Annotated in this window: 24 protein-coding genes and 1 pseudogene; 13 read left to right on the forward strand and 12 right to left on the reverse strand. The window is 72.8% G+C overall.

Annotated elements, in window-relative coordinates:
* Positions 1-32 precede the first annotated feature (32 nt).
* On the forward strand, positions 33-779 hold the full coding sequence (locus ACIBQ6_RS24800) for an SDR family oxidoreductase (RefSeq protein WP_358298473.1): 747 nt from the start codon (positions 33-35) through the stop codon (positions 777-779).
* On the opposite strand, the gene ACIBQ6_RS24805 is transcribed toward ACIBQ6_RS24800, so the two are convergent.
* The 3 genes from ACIBQ6_RS24805 to ACIBQ6_RS24815 all read right to left on the reverse strand — a co-directional run bounded on the left by ACIBQ6_RS24805 (position 780) and on the right by ACIBQ6_RS24815 (position 2,233).
* Positions 780-1,595: a hypothetical protein gene (locus tag ACIBQ6_RS24805; protein ID WP_358298475.1), complete on the reverse strand. Its 816-nt coding sequence runs from the start codon at positions 1,593-1,595 to the stop codon at positions 780-782.
* Between the two features lie 90 nt (positions 1,596-1,685).
* On the reverse strand, positions 1,686-1,943 hold the full coding sequence (locus ACIBQ6_RS24810) for a hypothetical protein (RefSeq protein ID WP_358298476.1): 258 nt from the start codon (positions 1,941-1,943) through the stop codon (positions 1,686-1,688).
* 32 nt (positions 1,944-1,975) lie between these two features.
* A complete protein-coding gene (locus ACIBQ6_RS24815; protein WP_358298478.1) occupies positions 1,976-2,233 on the reverse strand; it encodes a hypothetical protein in 258 nt (85 codons plus the stop codon).
* Between the two features lie 215 nt (positions 2,234-2,448).
* Between ACIBQ6_RS24815 and ACIBQ6_RS24820 the strand changes: the two genes are divergently transcribed.
* The 3 genes and pseudogenes from ACIBQ6_RS24820 (at position 2,449) to ACIBQ6_RS24830 (ending at position 4,495) form a co-directional block, all read left to right on the forward strand.
* Positions 2,449-3,102 carry an NIPSNAP family protein gene (locus tag ACIBQ6_RS24820; protein ID WP_397214712.1) on the forward strand — a complete coding sequence of 218 codons (654 nt, stop codon included), beginning with the start codon at positions 2,449-2,451 and terminating at the stop codon, positions 3,100-3,102.
* Between the two features lie 45 nt (positions 3,103-3,147).
* Positions 3,148-3,369: pseudogene (locus ACIBQ6_RS24825) on the forward strand (sigma factor); the annotation flags it as partial.
* 55 nt (positions 3,370-3,424) lie between these two features.
* Entirely contained in the window at positions 3,425-4,495 is a 1,071-nt protein-coding gene (locus ACIBQ6_RS24830; protein WP_397214714.1) for a hypothetical protein, read from the forward strand.
* A 10-nt stretch (positions 4,496-4,505) separates the two neighbouring features.
* Here ACIBQ6_RS24830 and ACIBQ6_RS24835 read toward each other — a convergent pair whose 3' ends face one another.
* Complete coding sequence (locus ACIBQ6_RS24835) at positions 4,506-5,435, reverse strand: SDR family oxidoreductase (RefSeq protein ID WP_358298485.1); 930 nt, start codon at positions 5,433-5,435, stop codon at positions 4,506-4,508.
* A gap of 9 nt (positions 5,436-5,444) precedes the next feature.
* Positions 5,445-6,173, reverse strand: a complete 729-nt coding sequence (locus ACIBQ6_RS24840) for an SDR family oxidoreductase (protein WP_358298487.1) — start codon at positions 6,171-6,173, stop codon at positions 5,445-5,447.
* A gap of 46 nt (positions 6,174-6,219) precedes the next feature.
* Between ACIBQ6_RS24840 and ACIBQ6_RS24845 the strand changes: the two genes are divergently transcribed.
* From ACIBQ6_RS24845 to ACIBQ6_RS24860, 4 genes are read left to right on the forward strand one after another with little or no spacing between them, the layout of a single operon-like run.
* Positions 6,220-6,948: an enoyl-CoA hydratase family protein gene (locus ACIBQ6_RS24845; RefSeq protein ID WP_397214717.1), complete on the forward strand. Its 729-nt coding sequence runs from the start codon at positions 6,220-6,222 to the stop codon at positions 6,946-6,948.
* Complete coding sequence (locus ACIBQ6_RS24850; protein ID WP_397160934.1) at positions 6,945-7,721, forward strand: CoA transferase subunit A; 777 nt, start codon at positions 6,945-6,947, stop codon at positions 7,719-7,721. Before ACIBQ6_RS24845 ends, ACIBQ6_RS24850 begins: the two co-directional genes overlap by 4 nt.
* Positions 7,708-8,442 (forward strand): CoA-transferase subunit beta, encoded by a 735-nt coding sequence (locus ACIBQ6_RS24855; RefSeq protein WP_397214719.1) that lies wholly within the window; start codon positions 7,708-7,710, stop codon positions 8,440-8,442. The genes ACIBQ6_RS24850 and ACIBQ6_RS24855 overlap by 14 nt, the downstream gene beginning before the upstream one ends.
* Positions 8,439-9,461 (forward strand): nitronate monooxygenase, encoded by a 1,023-nt coding sequence (locus ACIBQ6_RS24860; RefSeq protein WP_358298495.1) that lies wholly within the window; start codon positions 8,439-8,441, stop codon positions 9,459-9,461. The genes ACIBQ6_RS24855 and ACIBQ6_RS24860 overlap by 4 nt, the downstream gene beginning before the upstream one ends.
* Before the next feature lie 52 nt (positions 9,462-9,513).
* Here the strand turns inward: ACIBQ6_RS24860 and ACIBQ6_RS24865 are convergent, their stop codons facing one another.
* From ACIBQ6_RS24865 to ACIBQ6_RS24875, 3 genes are all read right to left on the reverse strand, one after another.
* Positions 9,514-10,179: a pentapeptide repeat-containing protein gene (locus ACIBQ6_RS24865; protein WP_397214721.1), complete on the reverse strand. Its 666-nt coding sequence runs from the start codon at positions 10,177-10,179 to the stop codon at positions 9,514-9,516.
* 4 nt (positions 10,180-10,183) lie between these two features.
* On the reverse strand, positions 10,184-11,662 hold the full coding sequence (locus ACIBQ6_RS24870; RefSeq protein ID WP_358298499.1) for a glycoside hydrolase family 3 N-terminal domain-containing protein: 1,479 nt from the start codon (positions 11,660-11,662) through the stop codon (positions 10,184-10,186).
* 124 nt (positions 11,663-11,786) lie between these two features.
* The gene (locus ACIBQ6_RS24875) at positions 11,787-12,941 is read right to left on the reverse strand and encodes an acetyl-CoA C-acetyltransferase (protein WP_397214723.1); all 1,155 of its coding nucleotides are present in this window, start codon (positions 12,939-12,941) and stop codon (positions 11,787-11,789) included.
* A gap of 98 nt (positions 12,942-13,039) precedes the next feature.
* Between ACIBQ6_RS24875 and ACIBQ6_RS24880 the strand changes: the two genes are divergently transcribed.
* Positions 13,040-13,711: a TetR family transcriptional regulator gene (locus ACIBQ6_RS24880; RefSeq protein WP_352363105.1), complete on the forward strand. Its 672-nt coding sequence runs from the start codon at positions 13,040-13,042 to the stop codon at positions 13,709-13,711.
* A complete protein-coding gene (locus tag ACIBQ6_RS24885) occupies positions 13,708-14,388 on the forward strand; it encodes a DNA alkylation repair protein (protein WP_358298503.1) in 681 nt (226 codons plus the stop codon). The genes ACIBQ6_RS24880 and ACIBQ6_RS24885 overlap by 4 nt, the downstream gene beginning before the upstream one ends.
* Before the next feature lie 6 nt (positions 14,389-14,394).
* On the opposite strand, the gene ACIBQ6_RS24890 is transcribed toward ACIBQ6_RS24885, so the two are convergent.
* A complete protein-coding gene (locus ACIBQ6_RS24890) occupies positions 14,395-15,234 on the reverse strand; it encodes a LysR family transcriptional regulator (protein WP_358298691.1) in 840 nt (279 codons plus the stop codon).
* 82 nt (positions 15,235-15,316) lie between these two features.
* Between ACIBQ6_RS24890 and metE the strand changes: the two genes are divergently transcribed.
* Entirely contained in the window at positions 15,317-17,476 is a 2,160-nt protein-coding gene (gene metE, locus ACIBQ6_RS24895; protein WP_397214726.1) for a 5-methyltetrahydropteroyltriglutamate--homocysteine S-methyltransferase, read from the forward strand.
* Here metE and ACIBQ6_RS24900 read toward each other — a convergent pair.
* The 3 genes from ACIBQ6_RS24900 to ACIBQ6_RS24910 form a co-directional block, all read right to left on the reverse strand.
* Positions 17,467-18,018 (reverse strand): GNAT family N-acetyltransferase, encoded by a 552-nt coding sequence (locus tag ACIBQ6_RS24900; protein ID WP_397214728.1) that lies wholly within the window; start codon positions 18,016-18,018, stop codon positions 17,467-17,469. The genes metE and ACIBQ6_RS24900 overlap by 10 nt on opposite strands.
* 52 nt (positions 18,019-18,070) lie before the next feature.
* Positions 18,071-18,985 carry an ABC transporter permease gene (locus ACIBQ6_RS24905; protein ID WP_397214730.1) on the reverse strand — a complete coding sequence of 305 codons (915 nt, stop codon included), beginning with the start codon at positions 18,983-18,985 and terminating at the stop codon, positions 18,071-18,073.
* A gap of 99 nt (positions 18,986-19,084) precedes the next feature.
* Positions 19,085-19,927 carry an alpha/beta fold hydrolase gene (locus ACIBQ6_RS24910; protein WP_397214732.1) on the reverse strand — a complete coding sequence of 281 codons (843 nt, stop codon included), beginning with the start codon at positions 19,925-19,927 and terminating at the stop codon, positions 19,085-19,087.
* 67 nt (positions 19,928-19,994) lie between these two features.
* Here ACIBQ6_RS24910 and ACIBQ6_RS24915 point away from each other — a divergent pair, with 67 nt between their 5' ends.
* Together ACIBQ6_RS24915 and ACIBQ6_RS24920 are read left to right on the forward strand one after the other, a co-directional pair.
* On the forward strand, positions 19,995-20,474 hold the full coding sequence (locus tag ACIBQ6_RS24915) for a MarR family winged helix-turn-helix transcriptional regulator (protein ID WP_397214734.1): 480 nt from the start codon (positions 19,995-19,997) through the stop codon (positions 20,472-20,474).
* A 453-nt stretch (positions 20,475-20,927) separates the two neighbouring features.
* The gene (locus ACIBQ6_RS24920; protein WP_397214736.1) at positions 20,928-21,371 is read left to right on the forward strand and encodes a hypothetical protein; all 444 of its coding nucleotides are present in this window, start codon (positions 20,928-20,930) and stop codon (positions 21,369-21,371) included.
* Position 21,372: the final 1 nt, after the last annotated feature.

Below are 21,372 nucleotides of genomic sequence, written 5' to 3' on the forward strand. Positions count from 1 at the left end.
ACCGACCAGTCGGTATGGCATGCTTCCGGAACATGAGTCTGTTCTCGGTGGAAGGCAAGACGGTCGTCGTCACCGGCGGTTCGCGCGGCATCGGCCGCATGATCGCCGCCGGGTTCGTGGCGGCCGGCGCGACCGTCGTCATATCGGCACGCAAGGCGGCGGAGGTCGACAAGACCGCCGCCGAGCTGGGCTGCACGGCCGTCCAGGCCGACCTGTCCACGCCCGAGGGGGTGGACACGCTGGTCACGGCGGTGGGCGGCCCGCTGCACGTGCTGGTCAACAACGCCGGCGCCACCTGGGGCGCGCCTCTGGAGGAGTATCCGGAGCACGCCTTCGACAAGCTCTGGGACATCAACGTCAAGGGCGTCTTCTACCTGACCCAGAAGTTCCTGCCGAACCTGCGCCAGGCGGCCGGCCCGGACGACCCGGCCCGGGTGATCAACGTGGGCTCGATCGACGGCATCCGGGTGCCCGCCCTGGAGAGCTACGCCTACTCCTCCACCAAGGCGGCCGTGCACATGCTGACCCGCCACCTGGCCAGGCAGCTGGCCAAGGAGCACATCACGGTCAACGCCATCGCCCCCGGCCCGTTCGACTCCAAGATGATGGCCTTCGCCCTGGACGACCCCTCCACCCGCGCCGCCATCGCCTCGACCGTGCCCCTGGGACGGATCGGCCGGCCCGACGACATGGCGGGCGCGGCCGTCTTCCTGTCCTCGCGGGCGGGGTCGTACCTGACGGGCACGGTCATCCCGGTGGACGGCGGGATCTCCTGCTGATCAGACCAGCTCCCCCAGAGCCCTGGCGAAGTTCGCCGGGGCGTCCGGCGCGTAGCGCAGGAACAGGTACGGCTCGGTCAGCTCCAGCTCGATGACCACCGGCGTGCCGTCGGACAGCCGGACCAGGTCGATCCTGGCGTAGAGAAGGGCGTGGGGAATGGCTGCTAGCACCTTCTCGGCCAGGTCGACCTGGTCCGGGGCCGGGGTGCGGAGCTCGGCCCGCGCGTTGTAGTCGAGGGTGGTCCCCGCCGCCAGCATCGGATGGCGGCGGACGGCGTGGCTGAGGCGGCCGTTGAAGTACAGCAGGGAGGTCTCGCCCTCCGACTCCACCATGTCGAGGTAGGGCTGGACCATCGGCTGCCGCCCCGCGGCCTGGAGCGCGGCGGCCAGCTCCGCCGCCTTGTCACGGTCGGTGGTCCTGGTCGTGTCGCGGGCTCCGGCGGAGATCGCGGGCTTGACGACGTACTCGGGCCAGTCGGGCAGGTCGTGGGCGGACCAATGGGTCGGCACGGTCGGCACGCCCAGGTCTCTCAGGTACGTCTTGTCGGTGTTGCCCTCCAGGACGACGGCCGGGTTGAGCAGCTTGGTGACGGACTCGACGCGGCGGGCCCAGGCCAGGAACTCCGCGCGCCGGTCGATGTAGTCCCAGGCCGATCGCACCACGACGGCGTCGTAGGCGCTCCAGTCGGCGGCGGGGTCGTCCCAGCGTTCGGCGCGGCCCTCGATGCCGTTGGCGTGCCAGTGGGAGAGCGCGAGGTCACGCTCGTCGTCCTGGCCGGTTGGGTCATCAAAGGTGACATATGCACAGTTCGTCATCCAGGGATGGTAGTGGGGGCGGGCCGGGCCGCCTCGACCCGGCCCGCACGGGGACGCCCTCTCCGCGCCGGAGGGCGCCCCCGGGCCTGGCTAGGAGTCGACGCTGGTGCCGGCGTGGCCGGCGTCGTCGGCGGTCGTGGCGTTGCCGTTGACGTTGTTGACGCTGGTGGCGTCGGTGCCGCTCACGTTGACGTTCACGACGTTGCCGAAGTTGTTGCCCGACTGGGAGGTGTCGTGATTGGAGCTGGAGTTGCCCGCGGTGACGTCGGCGTGGGCCGGGGCGGACAGGAGCGTCAGGGCGGCGGCCGCGGCGACGGCGCCGGTGGTCACGCAGAGCTTCTTCATCATGTCGATGTCCCTTCCTCGGAGCTGTACGGAGGTCAGTAGAAGATGTAGGTCACCGCGATGCCGCCGTCGGTGGCGGTGGTCGCGACGCCGTTGATGTTGTTGACGTTGGTCGAGTCCCAGCCACCGCGGTTGGCCGCGGAGACGTCGCCGAAGTTGTTGCCCGACTGCGACGAGTCGCTGTTGCTGCTCCAGTTGTCGGACCAGGTGTCAGCGTGGGCGGGAACGGCCGATATGGCGACGCCGGCGGCCGCGGCCAGCACGGCACCTGCGGCGCACAGCCTTTTGATCACTTCTGCTCCTTCACCGGTGTGGACCCCTGCGAGGCGGCGGGCGCCAAGATTCTGGGCAGCCGCCGCCCCCTTTTTGACCTTCTGTGACCCATTGGGATCAAGGTCAATGCGACTATATAACTCTGCGTTGCCGTTCGGTAGCACAGAGTTATCAGAACATTGTTCGCCGCCGACGCTGACATGAGGTGGCAGTGACCCGGCCCTAACGTCCGGCCATGATCTACGAACTACGGCGGTACACCCTTCACCCCGGACGGCGCGACACCCTGATCACGCTGTTCGAGCGCGAGTTCGTCGAGCCGCAGGAGGCGCTCGGCATGCGCGTCGCGGGCACCTTCCGCGATGCCGACGCGCCCGACACCTTCACCTGGCTGCGCGCCTTCCCCGACATGCGGGCGCGCCGGGCGGCGCTGGAGGGCTTCTACGACGGCCCCGTCTGGCGGGCGCACCGCGACGCCGCCAACGCCACGATGATCGACTCCGACGACGTGCTGCTGCTCCGCCCGTCCGGTCCGGAGCTGCCCTCCTGGGAACGGCCGCCCGCGGGCGCCGCCGAGCCGCCCGCCGCCCTGTACGTCGCGACGATCTGCCACGTCGGGGAGGGCTTCGCCGAGTTCTTCGCAGGTCAGGTCGCGCCCGCGCTGGCCGAGGCCGGGACGCCGCCGGTCGGCTGCCTGGAGAGCGAGCACGCCGAGAACACCTTCCCCCGCCTGCCGGTCCGGGCCGGGGAAAACGTGTTCGTGTGGTTCACCCGGTTCGCCCGGCCCGAGGACGAGCGCCCGGCGGACCTCTCCATGCTGACCCCCCGCCTGACCGCGCCGCCGGTGCGGCTGCGCCTGCGTCCCACCGCCCGGTCGTCGATGCGCTGACGACTTCTTCCAACTTTCGGGCCCTCGGCGGAGTTGATGTCCTACATGGACCGCTACGAGGGGTTCCACGAGTTCGTACGCGCCCGTCAGCAGTCGCTGATGCGGACCGCGTACCTGCTCACCGGAGACCCCCATCTCGCCGAGGACCTGTTGCAGACGGTCCTCACCCGTGTCGCCTCGCATTGGGGCAAGCTCGCCGAGGACGGCAGCCCCGAGGCGTACGCGCGCCGGGCCCTGGTGAACCAGACCATCTCCTGGCGCCGGCGCAGGCGGCGTACGCGCTGTCCAAGCTGCGCGCCCTCACCCCCGCGGAGGTGTACCGATGAAGACGCTGCGCGAGGACCTGCACGCGCTGGCCGAGCAGGCGCCGGTCGTCGACCTGGGGGCGCGGGCCGTCCTGCGCGCCCGGCGCAGGCGCGCGACCCGCCTGGCCGTGAGCGTCGCGGCGGCGGTCTGCGTGATCGGGGGCGGCGGCGCCGTGCTCCTGCAGCAGGCGCGTCCGGCGCCGCCGATCGTGCTCACCCCGCCGGCGGCCACCGTCCTTCCGCTGCCCGCCAAGGGGGTCGCGCCGGCCGAGCAGTTCTACCGGCCGATCTGCCGCACCGGCGGCCCGGCGTGCCCGTGGCGGCTGGTGACCCGGGACGGCGCCACGTACGAGCTGACCGACGGGCCGCAGAACGGGCCGGTCGAGGCGACGGCCGACGGGCGCCGGATCGCCTACTACAGCCCCGGCAGGCGCGCGATCGTCGTCCGGGACCTGGCCGGCGGCCAGATGTGGACGTCACCGCTGCCGCAGGACGACCAGGACTTCGCCGCCGAGTACGCGCTGCGGCTCTCCCCCGGCGGCCTGCGGTTCGTGGTGGCGGCGACGGGCGCGCCCCGGCTCGTGGACGTGGCGGGCGGCACGTCGATCTCCCTGCCGAAGGGCTCGTGGCCGGTGAGCGTGGCCGACGGGACGGGCCCGGTCGTGCTGGCCAGGGCCAAGGGGGACACCACGGCGCTGTGGGTGCTCGGCCGCGACCCGGTGACGGTCGCGGAGCACACCTACGACTTCAGCGCCCTGGCCCCGGACGGGCGCACGATCGCCCGCGTCGGCACGACCCTCGACCGGAGCCGCGAGCCCATGGTGCAGCGCGACGGCACGATCGTCGTCTTCGACGTCAAGGGAGGCGCGGAGCGCCGGGTCAGGCCGTCCGGGCTCGCCGAGGGGCTGCGGCCGGCCAAGCTGGGCGGCTGGACGTCCTCCCGCGAGGTGACGTTGCTGGCCCATCCGGACGACGACCCCCGCGCCGTCGCCGTGGTCTATGCGGTGGACGTGACCTCGGGGCGCGCCACCGAGCTGTTCGCGCTGCGGGGGGACGGCCAGACGTCCGTGCCCGGGCTGGTCCGCTAGCCGGCGGGGATCAGGGGGCCGCGCCGTAGACGGGCTCGGGGGCGGGCGCGGCCTCCAGGAGCGTGGCGACGGCCTCGCCCACCTCCTCCGGCGACCAGCGGGCGCCCCGGTCCGCGGCGGGGCCGTGGCGCCAGCCGGTGGCCAGCGCGATCGTGCCGCCCTCGACCTCGAAGACCCGGCCCGTCACGTGCGCGGAGGCCGCCGAGCCGAGCCAGACCACGAGCGGGGCGACGTTCGCCGGGTCCATGGGGTCGAACCCGGCCTGCGGCCTGGCCATGGTCGCCGCGAACACCTCCTCGGTCATCCGGGTGCGGGCGGCCGGCGCGATGGCGTTGACGGTGACGCCGTAGCGGGCCAGCTCGGCGGCGGCGACCTGGGTGAGCGCGGCGATCCCGGCCTTGGCCGCCGAATAGCCGGCCTGGCCGACGCTGCCCAGCAGGCCCGCGCCCGAGGAGGTGTTGACCACCCTGCCGGACACCTCCTCGCCCGCCTTCGACCGCTCCCGCCAGTACGCGGCCGCGTGCCGCAGCGGCAGGAAGTGGCCTTTGAGGTGCACGCGGACGACGTCGTCCCAGTCCTGCTCGGTCATCGAGACCAGCATGCGGTCGCGCAGGAAGCCGGCGTTGTTGACCAGGACGTCCAGCCGGCCGTACGCGCTGACGGCGGTCTTCACCAGCCGGGCGGCGCCGGCCCAGTCGGACACGTCGTCGCAGTTGGCCACCGCCCGGCCGCCGAGGGCCTCGATCTCGGCGACGACCTCGTGGGCCGGGCCGGCGGACGCGCCGCCGCCGTCGCGGGCGGTGCCGAGGTCGTTCACCACGACGCGGGCGCCCTGCCGGGCGAACTCCAGGGCGTGCTGCCTGCCGATGCCGCGTCCGGCGCCTGTCACGATCACCACGCGGCCAGCGCAAATGCCCACAAGACCTCCCAAGGGGATCATGCACAGATATCAAGAAATATCGTCAGAAGCTAGGTGTTGCCAGGCGGGGATCTCGCCGCCGCCGTCCACCCGTACCTCGGCGCCGGTCACGTAGCCGGGGGCGGCCAGCCACAGGCAGGCCGCGGCCACGTCGGCGGGCGTGGCGGGGCGGCCCGCGGGGATGGCGGCGTCCGCCCGCCCCTGGCCGGTGTACCGCTCGGCCGCCGTGGTGTCGGCCAGGCCGACCACGACCGAGTTGACCCTGACCTCGGGGGCCCATTCGGCGGCCAGGCAGCGGGCCAGGTGGTGCAGGCCCGCCTTGGCGGCGCCGTACGCGGCGGTGCCGGGCGAGGGACGGGCGCCGCTGACGCTGCCGATCATCACGATCGCCCCGCGGGCGGCGGCCAGCAGCGGGTGGGCCCGCTGGGAGACCAGCAGGGGGGCGGTCAGGTTGAGCTCGATGACGCGGGCGTGCAGGCGCGGCGAGGTGCCCGACACGGGGGCGGGCGGCGAGCCGCCGGCGTTGTTGACCAGCACGTCCAGCCGGTCGAACCCGGCGACCAGCCGTTCGACGTCCGCCGGGACGCGCACGTCGGCCTGGACGAAGCGCAGGCCGTCCAGGGGGCCGGGGTCCTTCCTGGCGCAGACCGTCACGTCGGCGCCGGCCGCGCGGAAGGCCCTGGCGATGCCCGCGCCGATGCCCTGGGTGCCGCCCGTCACCAGCACGGACCTGCCCGTGTAGTCGTAAGTGACCGTCACGGGTGCTACCGTACCAAGCAAGCGTTAGGTGCGACCAGGGAGCGCGATGGGGATCACACTGCGGGACGGGCCGATCGCCGAGGTCGTGGTGGACGTGCCGCCGGTGAACGCGTTGACCGTCCAGGGCTGGGCCGACCTGGCGGCGGCGGTGCGCGCGGCCGGGCGCGACCCGGCGACCAGGGTGGTGGTGCTGCGGGCCGAGGGCCGCGGGTTCAACGCCGGCGTGGACATCAAGGAGATGCAGGCTGATCCCGGGCACACGGCGCTCGTCGGCGCGAACCGGCAGTGTTTCGAGGCGTTCGCGGCCGTCTACGAGTGCGAGGTGCCGGTGCTCGCCGCCGTGCACGGACACTGCCTGGGCGGCGGCGTCGGCCTGGCCGGCAACGCGGACGTGGTGGTGGCCAGCGAGGACGCCTACTTCGGGCTGCCCGAGGTGGACCGCGGCGCGCTCGGGGCGGCCACCCACCTGGCCCGGCTGGTGCCCCAGCACCTCATGCGGGCCATGGTCTACACGTGCCGGAACGTCACGGCGGCCGAGCTGCACGCGTTCGGGTCGGTGCTGGAGGTGGTGCCGCGCGACAAGCTGCGCGCGGCGGCGATGGAGGTGGCCGGGCTGATCGCGGCCAAGGACCCGTACGTCATCCGCCGCGCCAAGGAGTCGCTGAACGGCATCGACCCGGTGGACGTGCGGCGCAGCTACCGCTTCGAGCAGGGCTTCACCTTCGAGCTGAACCTCATGGGCATGGGCGACGAGCACAGGGAGCGGTTCCGATGAGCAAGGTGATGTCCGTCGAGGAGGTCGCGGCCTCGGTGGAGAGCGGGATGACGGTCGGGATCGGCGGCTGGGGCTCGCGGCGCAAGCCCATGGCCCTGGTGGGCGGCCTGCTGCGGACGTCCGTCCGGGATCTGACGGTCGTCTCCTACGGCGGCCCGGACGTCGGCATGTTGTGCGCGGCGGGCAAGGTGCGCCGGGTCGTGGCGCCGTTCGTCACGCTCGACTCCATCCCCCTCGAACCGCACTTCCGGGCGGCCAGGCAGGCCGGCACGGTCGAGTTCACCGAGTACGACGAGGGCATGTTCATGTTCGGGCTGCTGGCGGCGGCGCACCGGCTGCCGTTCCTGCCGACGCGGGCGGGGCTGGGGTCCGGCGTGCTGCGGGTCAACCCGGAGCTGCGGACCGTGCGCTCGCCGTACGGGGACGGGGAGGAGCTGGTCGCGGTGCCCGCCCTGACCATGGACGTGGCGCTGGTGCACCTGAACCGGGCCGACGCCCGCGGGAACGCGCAGTACCTGGGCCCCGACCCGTACTTCGACGACCTGTACGCCAAGGCGGCCGGGCGCTGCTACGTGTCCTGCGAGCGGCTGGTGGACACCGCCGACCTGCTGAAGGAGGGGCCGGTGCAGTCGTTGCTGATCAGCCGGTCGATGGTGACCGGCGTGGTCGAGGCGCCCGGCGGGGCCGGGTTCACCTCCTGCGAGCCGGACTACGGGCGCGACGAGGAGCGGCAGCGGCGGTACGTGGAGGGCGGCGTCGATGAGTGGAAGTGAGACGAGCAGGGCTGACGTGTGTGTGCTGGCCTGCGCGGAGGCGTTCAGGGGCGACGGGGAGATCCTGGCGGCCGGGATCGGCGGGGCGATCACGGTGCTGGCCGCGCGGCTGGCCCGGCTGACGTTCGAGCCCGATCTGCTCACCTCCGACGGCGTCTGCCTGCTCACCGGCGACGTGCCCGCGCTGGGGGCGGCGCCCGGGGTGGTGGAGGGGTGGCTGCCGTTCCGGGAGCACCTGTGGCTGGTGCTGAACGGCCGCCGGCACGTGATGCTCGGCGCGAGCCAGATCGACCGGCACGGGAACAGCAACATCTCCTGCATCGGCGACTGGGCCCGCCCCAAGGCGCAGCTCCTCGGGGTGCGCGGGGCGCCGGGGAACACGCGGTGCGACCCGACGAGCTACTGGATCCCGCGGCACTCGCGGCGGGTGTTCGTGCCCGAGGTGGACATGGTGAGCGGGCTGGGCACCGACCGGGGGGCGTACGAGCTGCGGCGGGTGGTGACGGACCTGGCGGTGCTCGACTTCGGCACGCCCGACGGCTCGATGCGCCTGGTGTCCACGCATCCGGGGGTGAGCGTGGCCGACGTGCTGGCCGCCACCGGCTTCGACCTGGTCGTCCCGCCGGAGGTGCCCACGACGCGGGAGCCGGACGCGGTCGAGCTGGCCGTCCTGGACCGGCTGGATCCCGGCCGGGCGCGCGACCGCGAGGTGGCCCGGTGAGGACGGCGCTGACCGAGCTCACCGGCTGCCGCCATCCCGTCGTCCAGACCGGCATGGGGTACGTCGCGGGCGCCCGGCTGGCCGCGGCCGTCTCGGCGGCGGGCGGGCTGGGCGTGATCGGCGCCGCCACCATGTCGGTGCCCGAGATGACGGCGGCGGTCAGGCGGGTCAAGGAGCGGACCGACGCCCCCTTCGGGGTGAACATCCGCTCCGACGCCGACGACGCGGCCGAGCGGGTGGCGGTGATGATCAGGGAGGGCGTGCGGGTGGCGTCGTTCGCCCAGGCGCCCCGGCGCGAGCTGATCGCCCGGCTCAAGGACGCGGGGGTCGTCACCATCCCGTCGGTGGGAGCGCGCCGGCACGCCGAGAAGGTGGCCGCGTGGGGTGTGGACGCGGTGATCGTGCAGGGCGGCGAGGGCGGCGGGCACACCGGCCCGCTGGCCACCACGCTGCTGCTGCCGCAGGTCGTGGACGCGGTGGACATCCCGGTGATCGCGGCGGGCGGCTTCTTCGACGGCCGGGGCCTGGTCGCCGCGCTGGCCTACGGCGCGTGCGGGATCGCCATGGGCACCCGGTTCCTGCTGACCCGCGAGTCCCCGGTGCCCGGCGCGGTCAAGGACGTCTACCTGGCCGCCCGCGAGACCGTCGTGACGACCAGGGTGGACGGCGTGCCGCACCGCGTGCTCAGCACCCCGTTCGTGGCCTCGCTGGAACGGTCGCGGCTGCTGCGCGCGGTGCTGAACGGCGCCCGGTTCCGGCGGCTGTCCGGCCTGTCATGGGGCGCGCTGGTCCGCGAGGGACGCCGGATGCGCCGCGGCCGGGAGCTGACCTGGGCCCAGGTGCTCCAGGCGGCCAACACGCCGGTGCTGCTGCGCGCGGCGATGGTGGACGGCCGGGCCGACCTCGGGGTGATGGCCTCGGGTCAGGTGGTGGGCGTGATCGAGGACCTGCCGTCGTGCGCCGAGCTGATCGGCCGGGTGATGGCCGAGGCCGAGGAGGCGCGCAAACGCCTGGCCTGACCCCACGCGGAGCCTGACCCCACGCGGAGCCTGACCCCACGCGGAGCCTGGCTCACAGGACGGTGATGCCGCGGGCCAGCAGGATGGCGTTGGCCTGGGTCTGGTTGATGATCGCGCCGGCGAAGGCGCGCAACTTGGCGTCGTCGGGCTGCCCGAGGTCGGCGCCGCGCAGGTCGGCCTTGGCGAACGTGGTGTTGAGCAGCCGCGTGCCGATGAGCCGGCAGTCGCTGAAGGTGGCCTCGGTGAAGTCGCAGCCCGACAGGTCGGCGTCGTCGAAGCGCACGCCCTCGATGAACTCGCCGCGCAGCGAGCAGCCGCCGAGGTTGGCCAGCGTCAGGTTGCACCGCGCGACCTTGAAGCCGGTGCCGCGCGAGGCCGTGAGCGCGGCGCCGATCATGCGGCAGCCCTGGAAGGAGGCGTCGGTGAGCAGGGCGCCGCCGAACTGGGCCGAGGACAGGTCGACGTCGGTGAACGTGGCGTCGATCAGGTCGGCGTCGTTGAACCTCGGGCGCATGCCGCCGCCGCCCGCGAAGACCGCGCCGTCGAGGTCGGCCTTGCGCAGGTCGGCGCCGTCGAGCACGCAGGACTCGAAGCGGGAGCCGGCGAGTGCGGCTCCGGACAGGTCGGCCTCGGTCAGGTCGCAGCCGCGGAAGACGTGCGGCCCGTCGTCGGGGAGGGCGGGGCGGCTGTGGGAGAGGTCTTCGCCGTCGAGGATCACGGTGTCACAGCGTACCGGTGAGCACCTCCGCCGCCGCCTGGCCGCAGACCCGCGCCGACCCGTACGTGGCGATGTGCACGGCGCCGAGGTCGGAGCGGGCGGGCAGGCCCATCTCCACGACGACGGCGTCCGGCCGGGCGCTGAGCAGGTGCCGCAGCGCCTCGCCCTGCCAGGCGTAGCGGTGGGCGTCGCGGACCACGATCACCAGGGGGCGCTGCGCCGCCTCGCCGATCAGCCGCTCCAGCCTGGCCCCGGTGGTGTCCCCGGCCGCCAGCCGGGTGACGGCGGTGCCGGGCAGCAGCCGTCCGAGCGGCTCGCCGACGCCCCACGGGGTGCCCTTGTCGATGGCCAGGTTCATCTCGGGCGTCAGCTCGACCACGTGCGCCGCCCCGGTGAGCGGCAGCACGGGGGCCGTGGACCTGCGGGTGACGCGGACGGCCCGGCGGGCGGCGGAGAGCCCGAGGTAGCCGTCCTCCGGTACGGGGCTGCCCGAGGAGGTGGTCCAGGCGGCCAGCTCGCGGACCCTGCGTGCGGCGTCGGCCAGTCGCTCCTCGGGCAGCAGTCCTTCGGTCACGGCGGCGGCGATGGCGTCGCGGACCTCGACGGCGGTGGCCTCGTCGGCCCGCTCGCCGCCCACGCAGATCGCGTCGGCCCCCGCGGCTATGGCGCGGGCGGAGGCGCCCCCGATCCCGTACGCCCCCGACACCGCGGCCATCTCTATGCCGTCCGTGATGATCATTCCCTGGAAGCCCAGCTCCTCGCGCAGCAGGCCCGTGAGGACCTTGGGGCTGAGCGTGGCGGGCAGTTCGGCGTCGTAGGAGGGCACGAGCAGGTGGCCGGTCATGATCGACCTGACCCCCTCCTTGATCGCCTCCCGGAACGGGAAGAGCGCCTCCTCGATGCCGGCGTCGGCCACCACGGGCACGCCGTGGTGGGAGTCGACGGTGGTGTCCCCGTGGCCGGGGAAGTGCTTGGCGCAGGCGGCCACCCCGGCCGACTGCATGCCGCGGACGAACGCCCTGGTGTGCCGGGCGACGAGCGCGGGGTCGGCCCCGAAGGAGCGCAGGCCGATGACCGGGTTGTCGGGGTTGGAGTTCACGTCGGCGGACGGGGCGAAGTCGATCGTGATGCCCGCGGCCGCCAGTTCGCCGCCCATGTCCCTGGCCAGCGCCTCGGTGAGGCCGACGTCGTCCACGACGCCGAGCGCGTACCCGCCGGGACGGCTGCTGCCGGTGCTCACCTCCAGCCGGGTGACCTCGCCGGACTCCTCGTCGGTGCCGACGAGCACCGCGGGGTTCTCCGCGCGCAGCGCGGCGGTGAGCCGGGCGACCTGCGCGGGGTCGGCGATGTTGCGGGAGAACAGCACCACGCCGGCCAGTCCCTCGCCGAGTCGGCGGCGGAGCCAGTCCGGAGGCATCTGTCCCGCGAAACCAGGGAGGAGGACGGCGTCGGCGAGGCGAAGAAGGTCACCGCTGAGGGGCATGACCCGAAATCTAATAGGAAAGTTTCCTATTTGCTAGAGGCATTTTCTGATGTCAGCCCGGTTCCTTCCGTGTCTTATTCAACCATTGCCGCAAATGCTCACTTCAGTTGCGCGGCGCGGCGTTTCAGCCGAGGCGTTCGATGACGGTGACGTTCGCCTGTCCCCCGCCTTCGCACATCGTCTGCAGGCCGTACCGGCCGCCGGTGCGTTCGAGTTCGTGCAGCAGCTTCACGGACAGGACCGCGCCGGTCGCGCCGAGCGGATGGCCGAGCGCGATGGCGCCGCCGTTGGGGTTCACCCGGGCCGGGTCGGCGCCGGTCTCCTTGATCCAGGCCAGCACGACGGAGGCGAACGCCTCGTTGATCTCGATCGCGTCGAAGTCGTCGATGGCCAGGCCGGTCCGGCCCAGGGCGTGGGCCGTGGCGGGGATGGGCGCGGAGAGCATCATGATCGGGTCCGCGCCGCGCGCCGAGAGGTGGTGCACGCGGGCGCGCGGGGTCAGCCCGTGGTCGCGTACGGCCCGGGGCGAGGCGACCAGCAGCGCCGCCGCGCCGTCGGAGATCTGGGACGCCAGCGCCGCCGTGAGCCGCCCCCCTTCGGTCAGCGGCCGGAGCGCGGCCATCTTCTCCGGCGTGGTGTCCCGGCGGGGGGCCTCGTCGTCGGCGACGCCCTCGCAGGGGACGATCTCGCGCCGGAAGCGCCCCTCGTCCACGGCCCGCAGCGCGCGGCGGTGGGACTCGTAGGCATAACGCTCCATGTCCTCGCGCGACAGGTCCCAGGCCACCGCCATCTGCTCGGCCCCGGCGAACTGGGAGACCTCCGCCGTGCCGTAGCGGGCGGACCAGCCCTTGGACCCGGCGTACGGGGTCTCGTGCCCGAGCGGCCGGCCCGCCAGCATGGCCGAGGAGATCGGGATCATGCTCATGTTCTGCACGCCGCCCGCCACCACCAGGTCGCTGGTGCCCGACAGCACGGCCTGGGCGGCGAAGTGCAGGGCCTGCTGCGAGGAGCCGCACTGGCGGTCGACGGTGACGCCCGGGACCTCCTCGGGCAGCCCGGCGGCCAGCCAGCAGGTGCGCGCGACGTCCCCGGCCTGCGGCCCGATCGTGTCCACGCAGCCGAAGATGACGTCCTCGACGGCGGCGGGATCGGCGTCCGCGCGGTCCATCAGCTCGCGGAGCACGTGCGCGCCGAGGTCGGCGGGGTGGGCCGCGGCCAGCCCGCCGTTCCTGCGCCCGACGGGGGTACGGACGGCGGCGACGATGTAAGCCTCATTCATCCCCGCATCCTAACAAGCGCTTGGTAAGCAAGATAATGCCCTACGAGCTGGGGCTGACGTGTGAACAAGCGATTGTCTGAGGGCTCATAATGGGAAACGTGACCACGCGAAAGAACTCCGGCACCACCACGTCACCGGCGAAGCGTCAGCGCGCCTCCTCCACTGGGGCGGCCTCAGAGCGGCGCGACCACCTCGTCAAACTCGCCGCGGAGCTCTTCGCGCGCAAGGGCTTCCAGGCCACGACCGTACGCGAGATCGCCGACGAGGCGGGCATCCTGTCCGGCAGCCTCTACCACCACTTCGACTCCAAGGAGACGATCGTCGACGAGGTGCTGTCCACCTTCCTCGACGACCTCATCGCCCGCTACCGCGCCGCCGTCGACACCAGCTCCGACGCCCGCACGGTCCTGTCGGAGATGGTCCGCATCGGCTTCGGCACGCTGGAGCCCCACCGCGCCGCGATCACCGTCATGCAGAACGACTGGAACTACCTGCGCCAGTTCGAGCGCTTCAACTACCTGGTCAAGGCCGAGGACGAGGTCGAGCAGATCTGGGTGACCCAGATCAAGGCCGGTCAGGCGGCCGGGCTGTTCAGGGCCGACGTCGATCCCAAGCTGACCTACCGGATGATCCGCGACACCATCTGGGTGGCCGTGCGCTGGTTCCGTCCCGGCGGCAGGCTCAACACCACCGCGCTGGCCGAGCACTACATCACGGTGCTGTTCGACGGGCTCGCCACCGGCGAGCGCACGACCCAGCGTCAGGGATGAGCCTGGGCAAGGCGGTGCGGCTGGCCCTTGAGGAGGCCGCCGAGCCGGACAAGGCCGAGCCGATGCGCGCGTACATGAAGTCGGAGATGCCCTTCCTCGGCGTGCAGGCCACGCCGAGGCGGGCGGCGCTGCGGCGGGTGTTCGCCCGCCACCGCATCGACTCCGCGCCCGAGTGGCGGCGCGCGGTGCTCTCGCTGTGGCGGGAGGCCGAGTACCGCGAGGAGCGTTACGCCGCCGTCGAGCTGACCGGCCACCACTACTACCGCGACTTCCAGACCCTCTACACCGTGCCGATGTACGAGGAGATGATCGTCACCGGCGCCTGGTGGGACCTGGTCGACGAGCTGGCCACCCATCGCGTCGGCGACCTGCTGGCGGCCTTTCCCGACACCATGCGCCCGCTCATGCTGGAGTGGGCGGCCGACGCCGACCTGTGGAAGCGCCGCACGGCGATCCTGTGCCAGAACCGCTTCAAGTCCCGCACCGACACGGCCCTGTTGTACGCCTGCATCGAGCCCAGCCTGTCCGACACCGACTTCTTCGCCCGCAAGGCCATCGGCTGGTCCTTACGCGAGTACGCCAAGACCAACCCCGACGAAGTCATCCGATACGTCCGCGCCAAGGGCATCTCCGGCCTGAGCCGCCGCGAGGCCCTGAAGAACCTGCCTGTGAGTTAGCCGTCCTCATCTGGTCCAGAGCGCGTCCTGCACCGCCTGCACCAGCGCCATCAGCTCCGGCGTCACGCGCTCCCGCGCCCAGGCCAGCGCGTAGGTGATGCGCAGCTCCCCCGCCTCCAGCGGCACGAACCGCACGTCGTCCCGTCTGACGGACCTGACCAGGAGCTGCGGGATCGGCAGCACCCCCGCCCCGGCGGCCACCAGGTCGAGCGCGGCGGCGAAGTCGTCGTCGGCCACCATCCGCGCACGCCCCGGCAGCCCCGCCCACGGCCGGCTCCCCGGCGTCAGCAGCACCTGGCCGCCCAGGTCGTCCGGCGTGACCCTGCCGTGCCCGGCCAGCCGGTGCCCGAGCGGGACGGCCAGATGGTCGACGGACACGTGGAAGCGGGCCGCCGTGACGAACTGCGCGGGCGCCGGCGTGGCCAGGATCGCGGCCGAGACCTCCCCGCCGCCCAGGGCCTGGGCCGCGGCGCCCCGTCCGGCCACGACGAGTTCCACGCCGATCGCCGGGGCGCGCCCGGCCAGCCGTCTGGCGATGCGCGCGGCGAGCGTGCCAACCAGCGGTGGATAAGCCAGGTGAATCGTCGGCCGGGCCAGTCTGGCGGCTTCCGCGGTGAACGCCTGGGCCGATTCGAGCACCTGCCGGGCGTACGGCAGCAGGCCCTTGCCCTCGGCGGTCAACCGCACCTCGCGGGCGTTGCGCTCGAAGAGCCTGACCCCGGCCGCGCGTTCGAGCCGGGTGATGGCCTGGCTCACGGCGGGCTGCGACATGCCCAGGTCGGCGGCGGCGGCCGAGAAGCCGAGCCGCTCGGCGACCAGGAGGAAGCAGTGGATCTCCTTGAGCATAAGCAGCACTTATCGATGATGCACCACCTCGGTCCCGCCGGACACGATTCCCGCATCTGACCGACGTGATCGAGGAGCTGAGATGTCGCCATTCCCCACGTCCACGGTGCTCGGGTACCCGAGGATCGGGCCGCGACGGGAGCTGAAGCGGGCCCTGGAGTCGTACTGGGACGGGCGGTCCGGCCGCGCGGAGCTGGAGCGGACGGGCACGGAGATCAGGGAGCGGACCTGGCGGCGGCTGGCCGAGCTGGGCCTGGACGGGCTGCCGTCCAACACCTTCTCCCTGTACGACCACGTGCTGGACACGGCGGTGCTGCTGGGCGCGGTGCCCGAGCGTTACCGCGCGGCCGAGGACCCCTACTTCGCGATGGCCAGGGGCACCGAGGGGCTGGCGCCGCTGCGGATGACGAAGTGGTTCGACACCAACTACCACTACATCGTGCCGGAGATCGGCCCGGAGACCGTCTTCAAGCTGGACGCCGCCAAGCCGCTCGCCGAGGTGCGCGAGGCCCGCGCACTGGGCTACGAGACGCGGCCCGTCGTGGTCGGGCCGGTGACGTTCCTGCTGCTGGCCGGGGCGCCCGAGCGGCTGGAGGACGTGCTCGGCTGCTACGAGGAGCTGCTCGCGGCGCTGGCCGCCGAAGGCGTCGAATGGGTGCAGCTCGACGAGCCGGCGCTGGTCGGCGACCGCACGCCCGAGGAGCTGGCGGCCGTGCGGCTCGCCTACGACCGGCTGGGGTCGGCGGCCGTCCGCCCGGGGCTGTTCGTGGCCTCCTACTTCGGCGACCTCGGGCCCGCGCTGCCGGTGCTGGCCGGCACGCCCGTCGAGGCGGTCGGCGTGGACCTGGTGCGCGGCGGCGCCATGCCCGACCTGCCGGGCAAGACCGTGGTCGCGGGCGTGGTGTCGGGCCGCGACGTGTGGCGCACCTCGCCGGAACGCGCCCTGGCCGCCCTCGGCGGCGTGCGCGCGGACCGGGTGACGGTGAGCACGTCCTGCTCGCTGCTGCACGTGCCCTACGACGTGGACGCCGAGCCCGACCTCGATCCGGCGCTGCGGGAACGGCTGGCGTTCGCCGAGCAGAAGGTGGCCGAGGTGGTGGCGCTGGCCCTCACCGTCGCCGAGGGGCCGGACTTCCGGGGGCCGGTCCCGGCCGCGCCCTCGGTGCCGCTGACCGCGCCGGCCGCGCCGCAGGAGCGGGCGCCGTACCCGGTGCGGGCCGCCGCCCAGGCCGCCCACCTGGGCCTGCCCGTGCTGCCGATCACCACCATCGGCTCGTTCCCGCAGACCGGCGAGCTGCGCGCGGCGCGGGCAGCCGTGGTGGCCGGGACGCTGCCGGAGGAGGACTACGAGCGGCGCGTCGAGGCCGAGATCGAGCGCGTCGTCAGGGTGCAGGAACGCCTCGGCCTGGACGTGCTCGTGCACGGCGAGCCCGAGCGCAACGACATGGTGCAGTACTTCGCCGAGCACCTGGACGGGTTCGCGGTCACCAGGAACGGCTGGGTCCAGTCGTACGGGTCGCGCTGCACCCGGCCGCCGATCCTGCACGGCGACGTCGGCCGTCCCGGGCCCATCACCGTGCGCTGGGCCTCCTACGCGCAGTCGCTCACCGCCAAGCCGGTCAAGGGCATGCTCACCGGGCCGGTGACGATCGTGGCCTGGTCGTTCGTCCGCGACGACCTGCCGCTGCGGGACGTGGTGTTCCAGGTGGCCGACGCGGTGCGCGAGGAGGTGCGCGACCTGGAGGCGGCCGGGGTGTCGATCATCCAGGTGGACGAGCCCGCCCTGCGCGAGCTGCTGCCGCTGCGGCGGGCCGCGCAGGCCGACTACCTGGAGTGGGCGGTGGCGGCGTACCGGCGGGCCACCTCGGGCGCGGCCGACCGCACCCAGATCCACACCCACCTGTGCTATTCGGACGCCGACCAGATCCTGGCCGCCATCGACGGCCTGGACGCCGACGTCACCACGATCGAGTCGGCCCGCTCGGGGGCGCGCATCCTGGGCGCGGTGCGCGCGTTCGGCCGCGGCCTCGGCCCCGGCGTGTACGACATCCACTCCCCGCGCGTGCCCGGCGCGGACGAGGTCGAGGACCTGCTGCGCAGGACGCTGGCGGCGCTGCCGGCCGAGCGGGTCTGGGTCAACCCCGACTGCGGGCTGAAGACGCGCACGTACGAGCAGGTGGAAGCCTCGCTGGCGCACGTCGTCGAGGCGACCGGGCGGCTGCGGGCCGAGCTTCAGCCGTAGCGCTCGGTGAACTCCTCGACCGTCATCCCGAACAGGATCCCGTCGTCGTAACGCCCGGCGGCGAAGCGGCTCCTGCGCCGGCGGCCCTCCTCGACGAAGCCGAGCCGCCGGTGCAGGGCCTGCGACGGGTCGTTGGAGCTGTAGACCCACGCCTCGGCCTTCTGGAAGCGGCGCTCGGCGAACATGTAGCGCAGCAGCAGGACGATCGCCTCGCTGGCGTAGCCCTTGCGATGGTGGGGCGTGCCGATGGAGATGCCGTAGCAGAACGTGCCGTGCATGCGCTCGACCTCGTGCGTGTTGAGCATGCCGACCGGCCGGTTGTCGCCGGCGTCGGCGATCACCAGGCGTAGCTCGTCCATGTCGGACTCCTGCTCGGCCAGCTCCCTGGCCCACTTCTGGGCCTGGGCGGCCGAGCGGGGCGGAGGCAGCCGCCAGCCGTTCCTGGCCGCGTCGGTGTCCTCCTCGAAGGCGAAGAGCGCCGCCCAGTCCTCCGGTTCGATGGCCCTCAGGCGCACGCGCTCGCCGACCCACGCAGACGTCATGATGTGGAGCAAACCAGAGCACGCCCCCCGCGCGCGAACCCTTTTCCGGCCCTCACCCGCGCCCGTACGTGTCCTCGGCCCGCCAGAAGTACCAGAGCCCGAGGGTCAGTCCGGCGGCCGCCCAGAACGCGCAGCTCAGCCAGACGAGCGGGCGAGGGCTGGAGGCGTGGATCAGGATGTCGCGCATGAACTCGATGGTGGAGGCGGCCGGGTTGAGATACATGACGTCGGCCACCCACTGCGGCAGCCCGACCCCGCCGACCGGCTCGCCGGTGACCGGGTCCGGATATCCCACGATCTTGTACTGGATCGAGAAGAAGACCCCGGAGGCGTACAGCCAGGTCCGCAGGACGAACGGCAGGAGCTGGTTCACGTCGCGCAGCGAGGCCCCCAGACGCGCCAGGACCAGGCTCAGCCCGATGTTGAACATCGTCTGCAGGAGCAGGGCGACCGGGACCAGCAGCCAGAACCAGGTGGGGAACTCCCCCATGACGACCACGAGGACGAGCAGCACCCCCATGGAGACGGCCGCCTGCCGCAGTTCCTGAAGGGTGTAGGCCAGGGGCAGCGCGGCGCGGGGGAAGTGCAGGGCGCGGATGAGCGAGAGGTTCCCCGAGACGGACTTGGCCCCCGCCGAGGCCGACCGCTGGCTGTAGGTGAAGACGAACATCCCCGTGACGAGGAAGGCCGCATAGTTCTCGATGTGCTCGTGTCCGCCCAGGACGAGGCCGAACATGACCCAGTAGATGCCGGCGTTCAGCAGCGGCGTCACCACCTGCCAGAGTTGACCGAGCGCGGAGGCGGAGTACTTCGAGGCGGTGCGCGAGGTCGCGTACACCAGGATGAAGTGCCGGCGTTCCCATAATCGGCGCAGGTAGACGCGCATGTCCGGGCGGGCCATGGATCGCCGCAGCCCGTGACGGGTCGCGAGGGCGGCGAGTGATTCCTGTTCGGGCGCGGATGGCATGGGAGTCTCCTCACGGCCTGCTGCGTCGCGGAATGCCCAGGAGTCTAGGTTCCGGGGCGGCGAGACGGGCGTCCTGGCGCGCCTTCGAGGGGCGTCGGGTCAGGTGGCTCGTCCGTCGAGGAAGTCGACGACGCGGGCGTTGAGGTCGGCGGGCTCGTGCCACGGCATCGCGTGATGGGACAGGCGCGGCAGCACCGCGGTCCGCGCGCCCGGCAGCAGGCGGGCGGCGGCCGACGCGACGCGGTGCGGGGAGTGCGCCTTGCCGCGGCCGGCGACGAGCACGAGGGCGGGCGTGGTGAGCCCGCGCAGCGATCCGGGCTCGGGCCGTTTCCCGGTGACGACCTTCGTGTCCGGGAACTCCGCGGCCAGGCCGTAGAGCCGCAGCCAGGCGGGGTCGGCGGGCGCGCCGCCGGTCTCCCACTCCAGGAAGGCCCGGGCGCGCGAGGCCGTCGGCCGCAGCAGGGTGGGCAGCGCGCGGGCCAGGTATCCGGCCCGGAACCCGCCGAAGCACTGCGTCGGGTCGAGCAGGACGAGCCGCTCGACCCGCCGGGGTGCGTGGAGCGCGTACGTCAGGGCGATCCACCCGCCGTAGGAGTGTCCGCACACCGCGGCGCTGTCGATGCCGAGGCCGTCGAGCACGCCGTCCAGCCAGCCGAGCAGGTCGCCGGCGCTGCGCGGGGGGCGTTCGCCGCGGATGCTCCGTCCCGGCTCGCCGATGCGGTCGACGGCGTACACGCGATGGCGGCGGGCGAACGCGGCGACGTTGGCGAACCACATCGCCGCCGTGGTGCCGCCGCCGTGCAGCAGGACCAGCGGCGGGCCGTCGGCGGGGCCGCACGCGTTCACCCGGGTCGTGCCGTACGCCGAGACCAGGTCGATCGGCTCGACCGGAACCGGCCAGCGTTCGAGGACCGCGTCGTAGGCGGAGAGGAAGTCCGACATGCCGCACCTAACTGAATAGCTTGCTCAGCAATAATCTCGCTGGGCGAGATAATGCCATACTGGTGGCATGACGACGCCGCCGCCGGAGCATGCCGCGACCGTGCACGACCAGGACGCCGGGATGCGGCTGGTCCATCTGCTGCGCGCCGTCACCGTGGAACTCGACCGCATGGGCGAGCGGTTCGCCGCCGCGCACGCCCTGCACCCGACCGACGTACGCGCCCTCATCTGCCTCCTCGACGCCGCCCGCACCGGCACCCCCGCCACCCCCGGAACGCTGGGCACACACCTCGGCCTCAACTCCGCGGGCACCACGGCGGTGGTGGACCGTCTGGAACGGCTCGGTCACGTCCGCCGGGAACGCGACACCCGGGACCGGCGGCGGGTGCTGCTGAAGGTCGACGAGAGCGCCGTCACGCTCGGCTGGAGCTTCTTCGGCCCGCTCATCCAGGAGATCGTCGCCCTCATGGGCCGGTACGACACCACCGAACAGGCCACGATCGAACGCTTCCTCAGCGACGTCCACAAGGCCGTCACCCAGGGTTAGGCCGGCGGCTCAGGTGAACATGGCTGTCGCAGCCTGCTCTCGGCCTGGAGGTTCCCGGCCAGTTCCGCCAGGGTCGCCCCGCAGCGGACGTTGGAGAGCCCGCTGTCACGGGACACGAGGGGGACACGGAACGCGACCCAGCCGCCGGTCACGTCGGTGATCCGCCACCCGGGAAACCCGCCGAGAACTTCCTGGACCGTCAGGCTCACGCCCGTGCTCCGGCGGTGAGCGCGGCGCTCTGATGCGACCTGCGCGGTTCCGCGCAGCGGAGAGCGACTCGCCGTGCCGCTCTTCCCGGCCCCGGACCGGTACGCCAAGTGAAGCCAGTGTGAGCGGACCTTCCAGGCTCGCCGAGGCAGGGCGAACCGGTCGGAGCTCGTGGAGGTCTTTCCCGACCGTGCCGGCGTGCCTCGTGAGCTCTGGCTACGGCTACTCACCGACGCTCAGGAGCGGGTGGACGTCCTCGTCTTCTCAGGGACGTTCTACGCCCAGACGCAACCCCGGATCGCCCGCTTGCTCAGCGAGATCGCGCAGCGCGGTGTCGCGATCAGGTTGTGCTTCGGCGCCCCCGACGCGCAGTCGGTGGAGACGCGAGATCGCGAGGAAGGGCTGGGCGGAACACTGCCCGCCAAGATCCGCTCATCCTTGACCTACTACCGGACGCTGCCGGACGTGGATGGCTGCGAGATTCGTCTGCACGCGACCACCCTGTACGCCTCGCTGTTCCGCTACGACGACGACATCCTGGTCAACCCGCACGCGTACGGCGAACCAGCCTCCGCCAACCCGACCTTCCACTTCCATCGCCTCGACGGGGGGACGATGGCCGAGCACTACATGTCATCCTTCGAGCGAGTCCGGGCCGGAGCCGTTCCGTGGTCCGGCGCGCAAGTCTGAG

It is taken from the genome of Nonomuraea sp. NPDC049655 (assembly GCF_044465465.1).
GTDB lineage: Bacteria > Actinomycetota > Actinomycetes > Streptosporangiales > Streptosporangiaceae > Nonomuraea.

What these genes read in the sequence shown, in the direction of transcription:
- ACIBQ6_RS24800 (WP_358298473.1), top strand. Translation starts at nt 33, where the DNA reads ATGAGTCTGTTCTCGGTGGAAGGCAAGACGGTCGTCGTCACCGGCGGT.
- ACIBQ6_RS24805 (WP_358298475.1), bottom strand. Translation starts at nt 1,595, where the DNA reads ATGACGAACTGTGCATATGTCACCTTTGATGACCCAACCGGCCAGGAC.
- ACIBQ6_RS24810 (WP_358298476.1), bottom strand. Translation starts at nt 1,943, where the DNA reads ATGATGAAGAAGCTCTGCGTGACCACCGGCGCCGTCGCCGCGGCCGCC.
- ACIBQ6_RS24820 (WP_397214712.1), top strand. Translation starts at nt 2,449, where the DNA reads ATGATCTACGAACTACGGCGGTACACCCTTCACCCCGGACGGCGCGAC.
- ACIBQ6_RS24830 (WP_397214714.1), top strand. Translation starts at nt 3,425, where the DNA reads ATGAAGACGCTGCGCGAGGACCTGCACGCGCTGGCCGAGCAGGCGCCG.
- ACIBQ6_RS24835 (WP_358298485.1), bottom strand. Translation starts at nt 5,435, where the DNA reads ATGATCCCCTTGGGAGGTCTTGTGGGCATTTGCGCTGGCCGCGTGGTG.
- ACIBQ6_RS24845 (WP_397214717.1), top strand. Translation starts at nt 6,220, where the DNA reads ATGGGGATCACACTGCGGGACGGGCCGATCGCCGAGGTCGTGGTGGAC.
- ACIBQ6_RS24850 (WP_397160934.1), top strand. Translation starts at nt 6,945, where the DNA reads ATGAGCAAGGTGATGTCCGTCGAGGAGGTCGCGGCCTCGGTGGAGAGC.
- ACIBQ6_RS24855 (WP_397214719.1), top strand. Translation starts at nt 7,708, where the DNA reads ATGAGTGGAAGTGAGACGAGCAGGGCTGACGTGTGTGTGCTGGCCTGC.
- ACIBQ6_RS24870 (WP_358298499.1), bottom strand. Translation starts at nt 11,662, where the DNA reads ATGCCCCTCAGCGGTGACCTTCTTCGCCTCGCCGACGCCGTCCTCCTC.
- ACIBQ6_RS24875 (WP_397214723.1), bottom strand. Translation starts at nt 12,941, where the DNA reads ATGAATGAGGCTTACATCGTCGCCGCCGTCCGTACCCCCGTCGGGCGC.
- ACIBQ6_RS24885 (WP_358298503.1), top strand. Translation starts at nt 13,708, where the DNA reads ATGAGCCTGGGCAAGGCGGTGCGGCTGGCCCTTGAGGAGGCCGCCGAG.
- ACIBQ6_RS24890 (WP_358298691.1), bottom strand. Translation starts at nt 15,234, where the DNA reads ATGCTCAAGGAGATCCACTGCTTCCTCCTGGTCGCCGAGCGGCTCGGC.
- metE (WP_397214726.1), top strand. Translation starts at nt 15,317, where the DNA reads ATGTCGCCATTCCCCACGTCCACGGTGCTCGGGTACCCGAGGATCGGG.
- ACIBQ6_RS24900 (WP_397214728.1), bottom strand. Translation starts at nt 18,018, where the DNA reads ATGACGTCTGCGTGGGTCGGCGAGCGCGTGCGCCTGAGGGCCATCGAA.
- ACIBQ6_RS24905 (WP_397214730.1), bottom strand. Translation starts at nt 18,985, where the DNA reads ATGCCATCCGCGCCCGAACAGGAATCACTCGCCGCCCTCGCGACCCGT.
- ACIBQ6_RS24910 (WP_397214732.1), bottom strand. Translation starts at nt 19,927, where the DNA reads ATGTCGGACTTCCTCTCCGCCTACGACGCGGTCCTCGAACGCTGGCCG.
- ACIBQ6_RS24915 (WP_397214734.1), top strand. Translation starts at nt 19,995, where the DNA reads ATGACGACGCCGCCGCCGGAGCATGCCGCGACCGTGCACGACCAGGAC.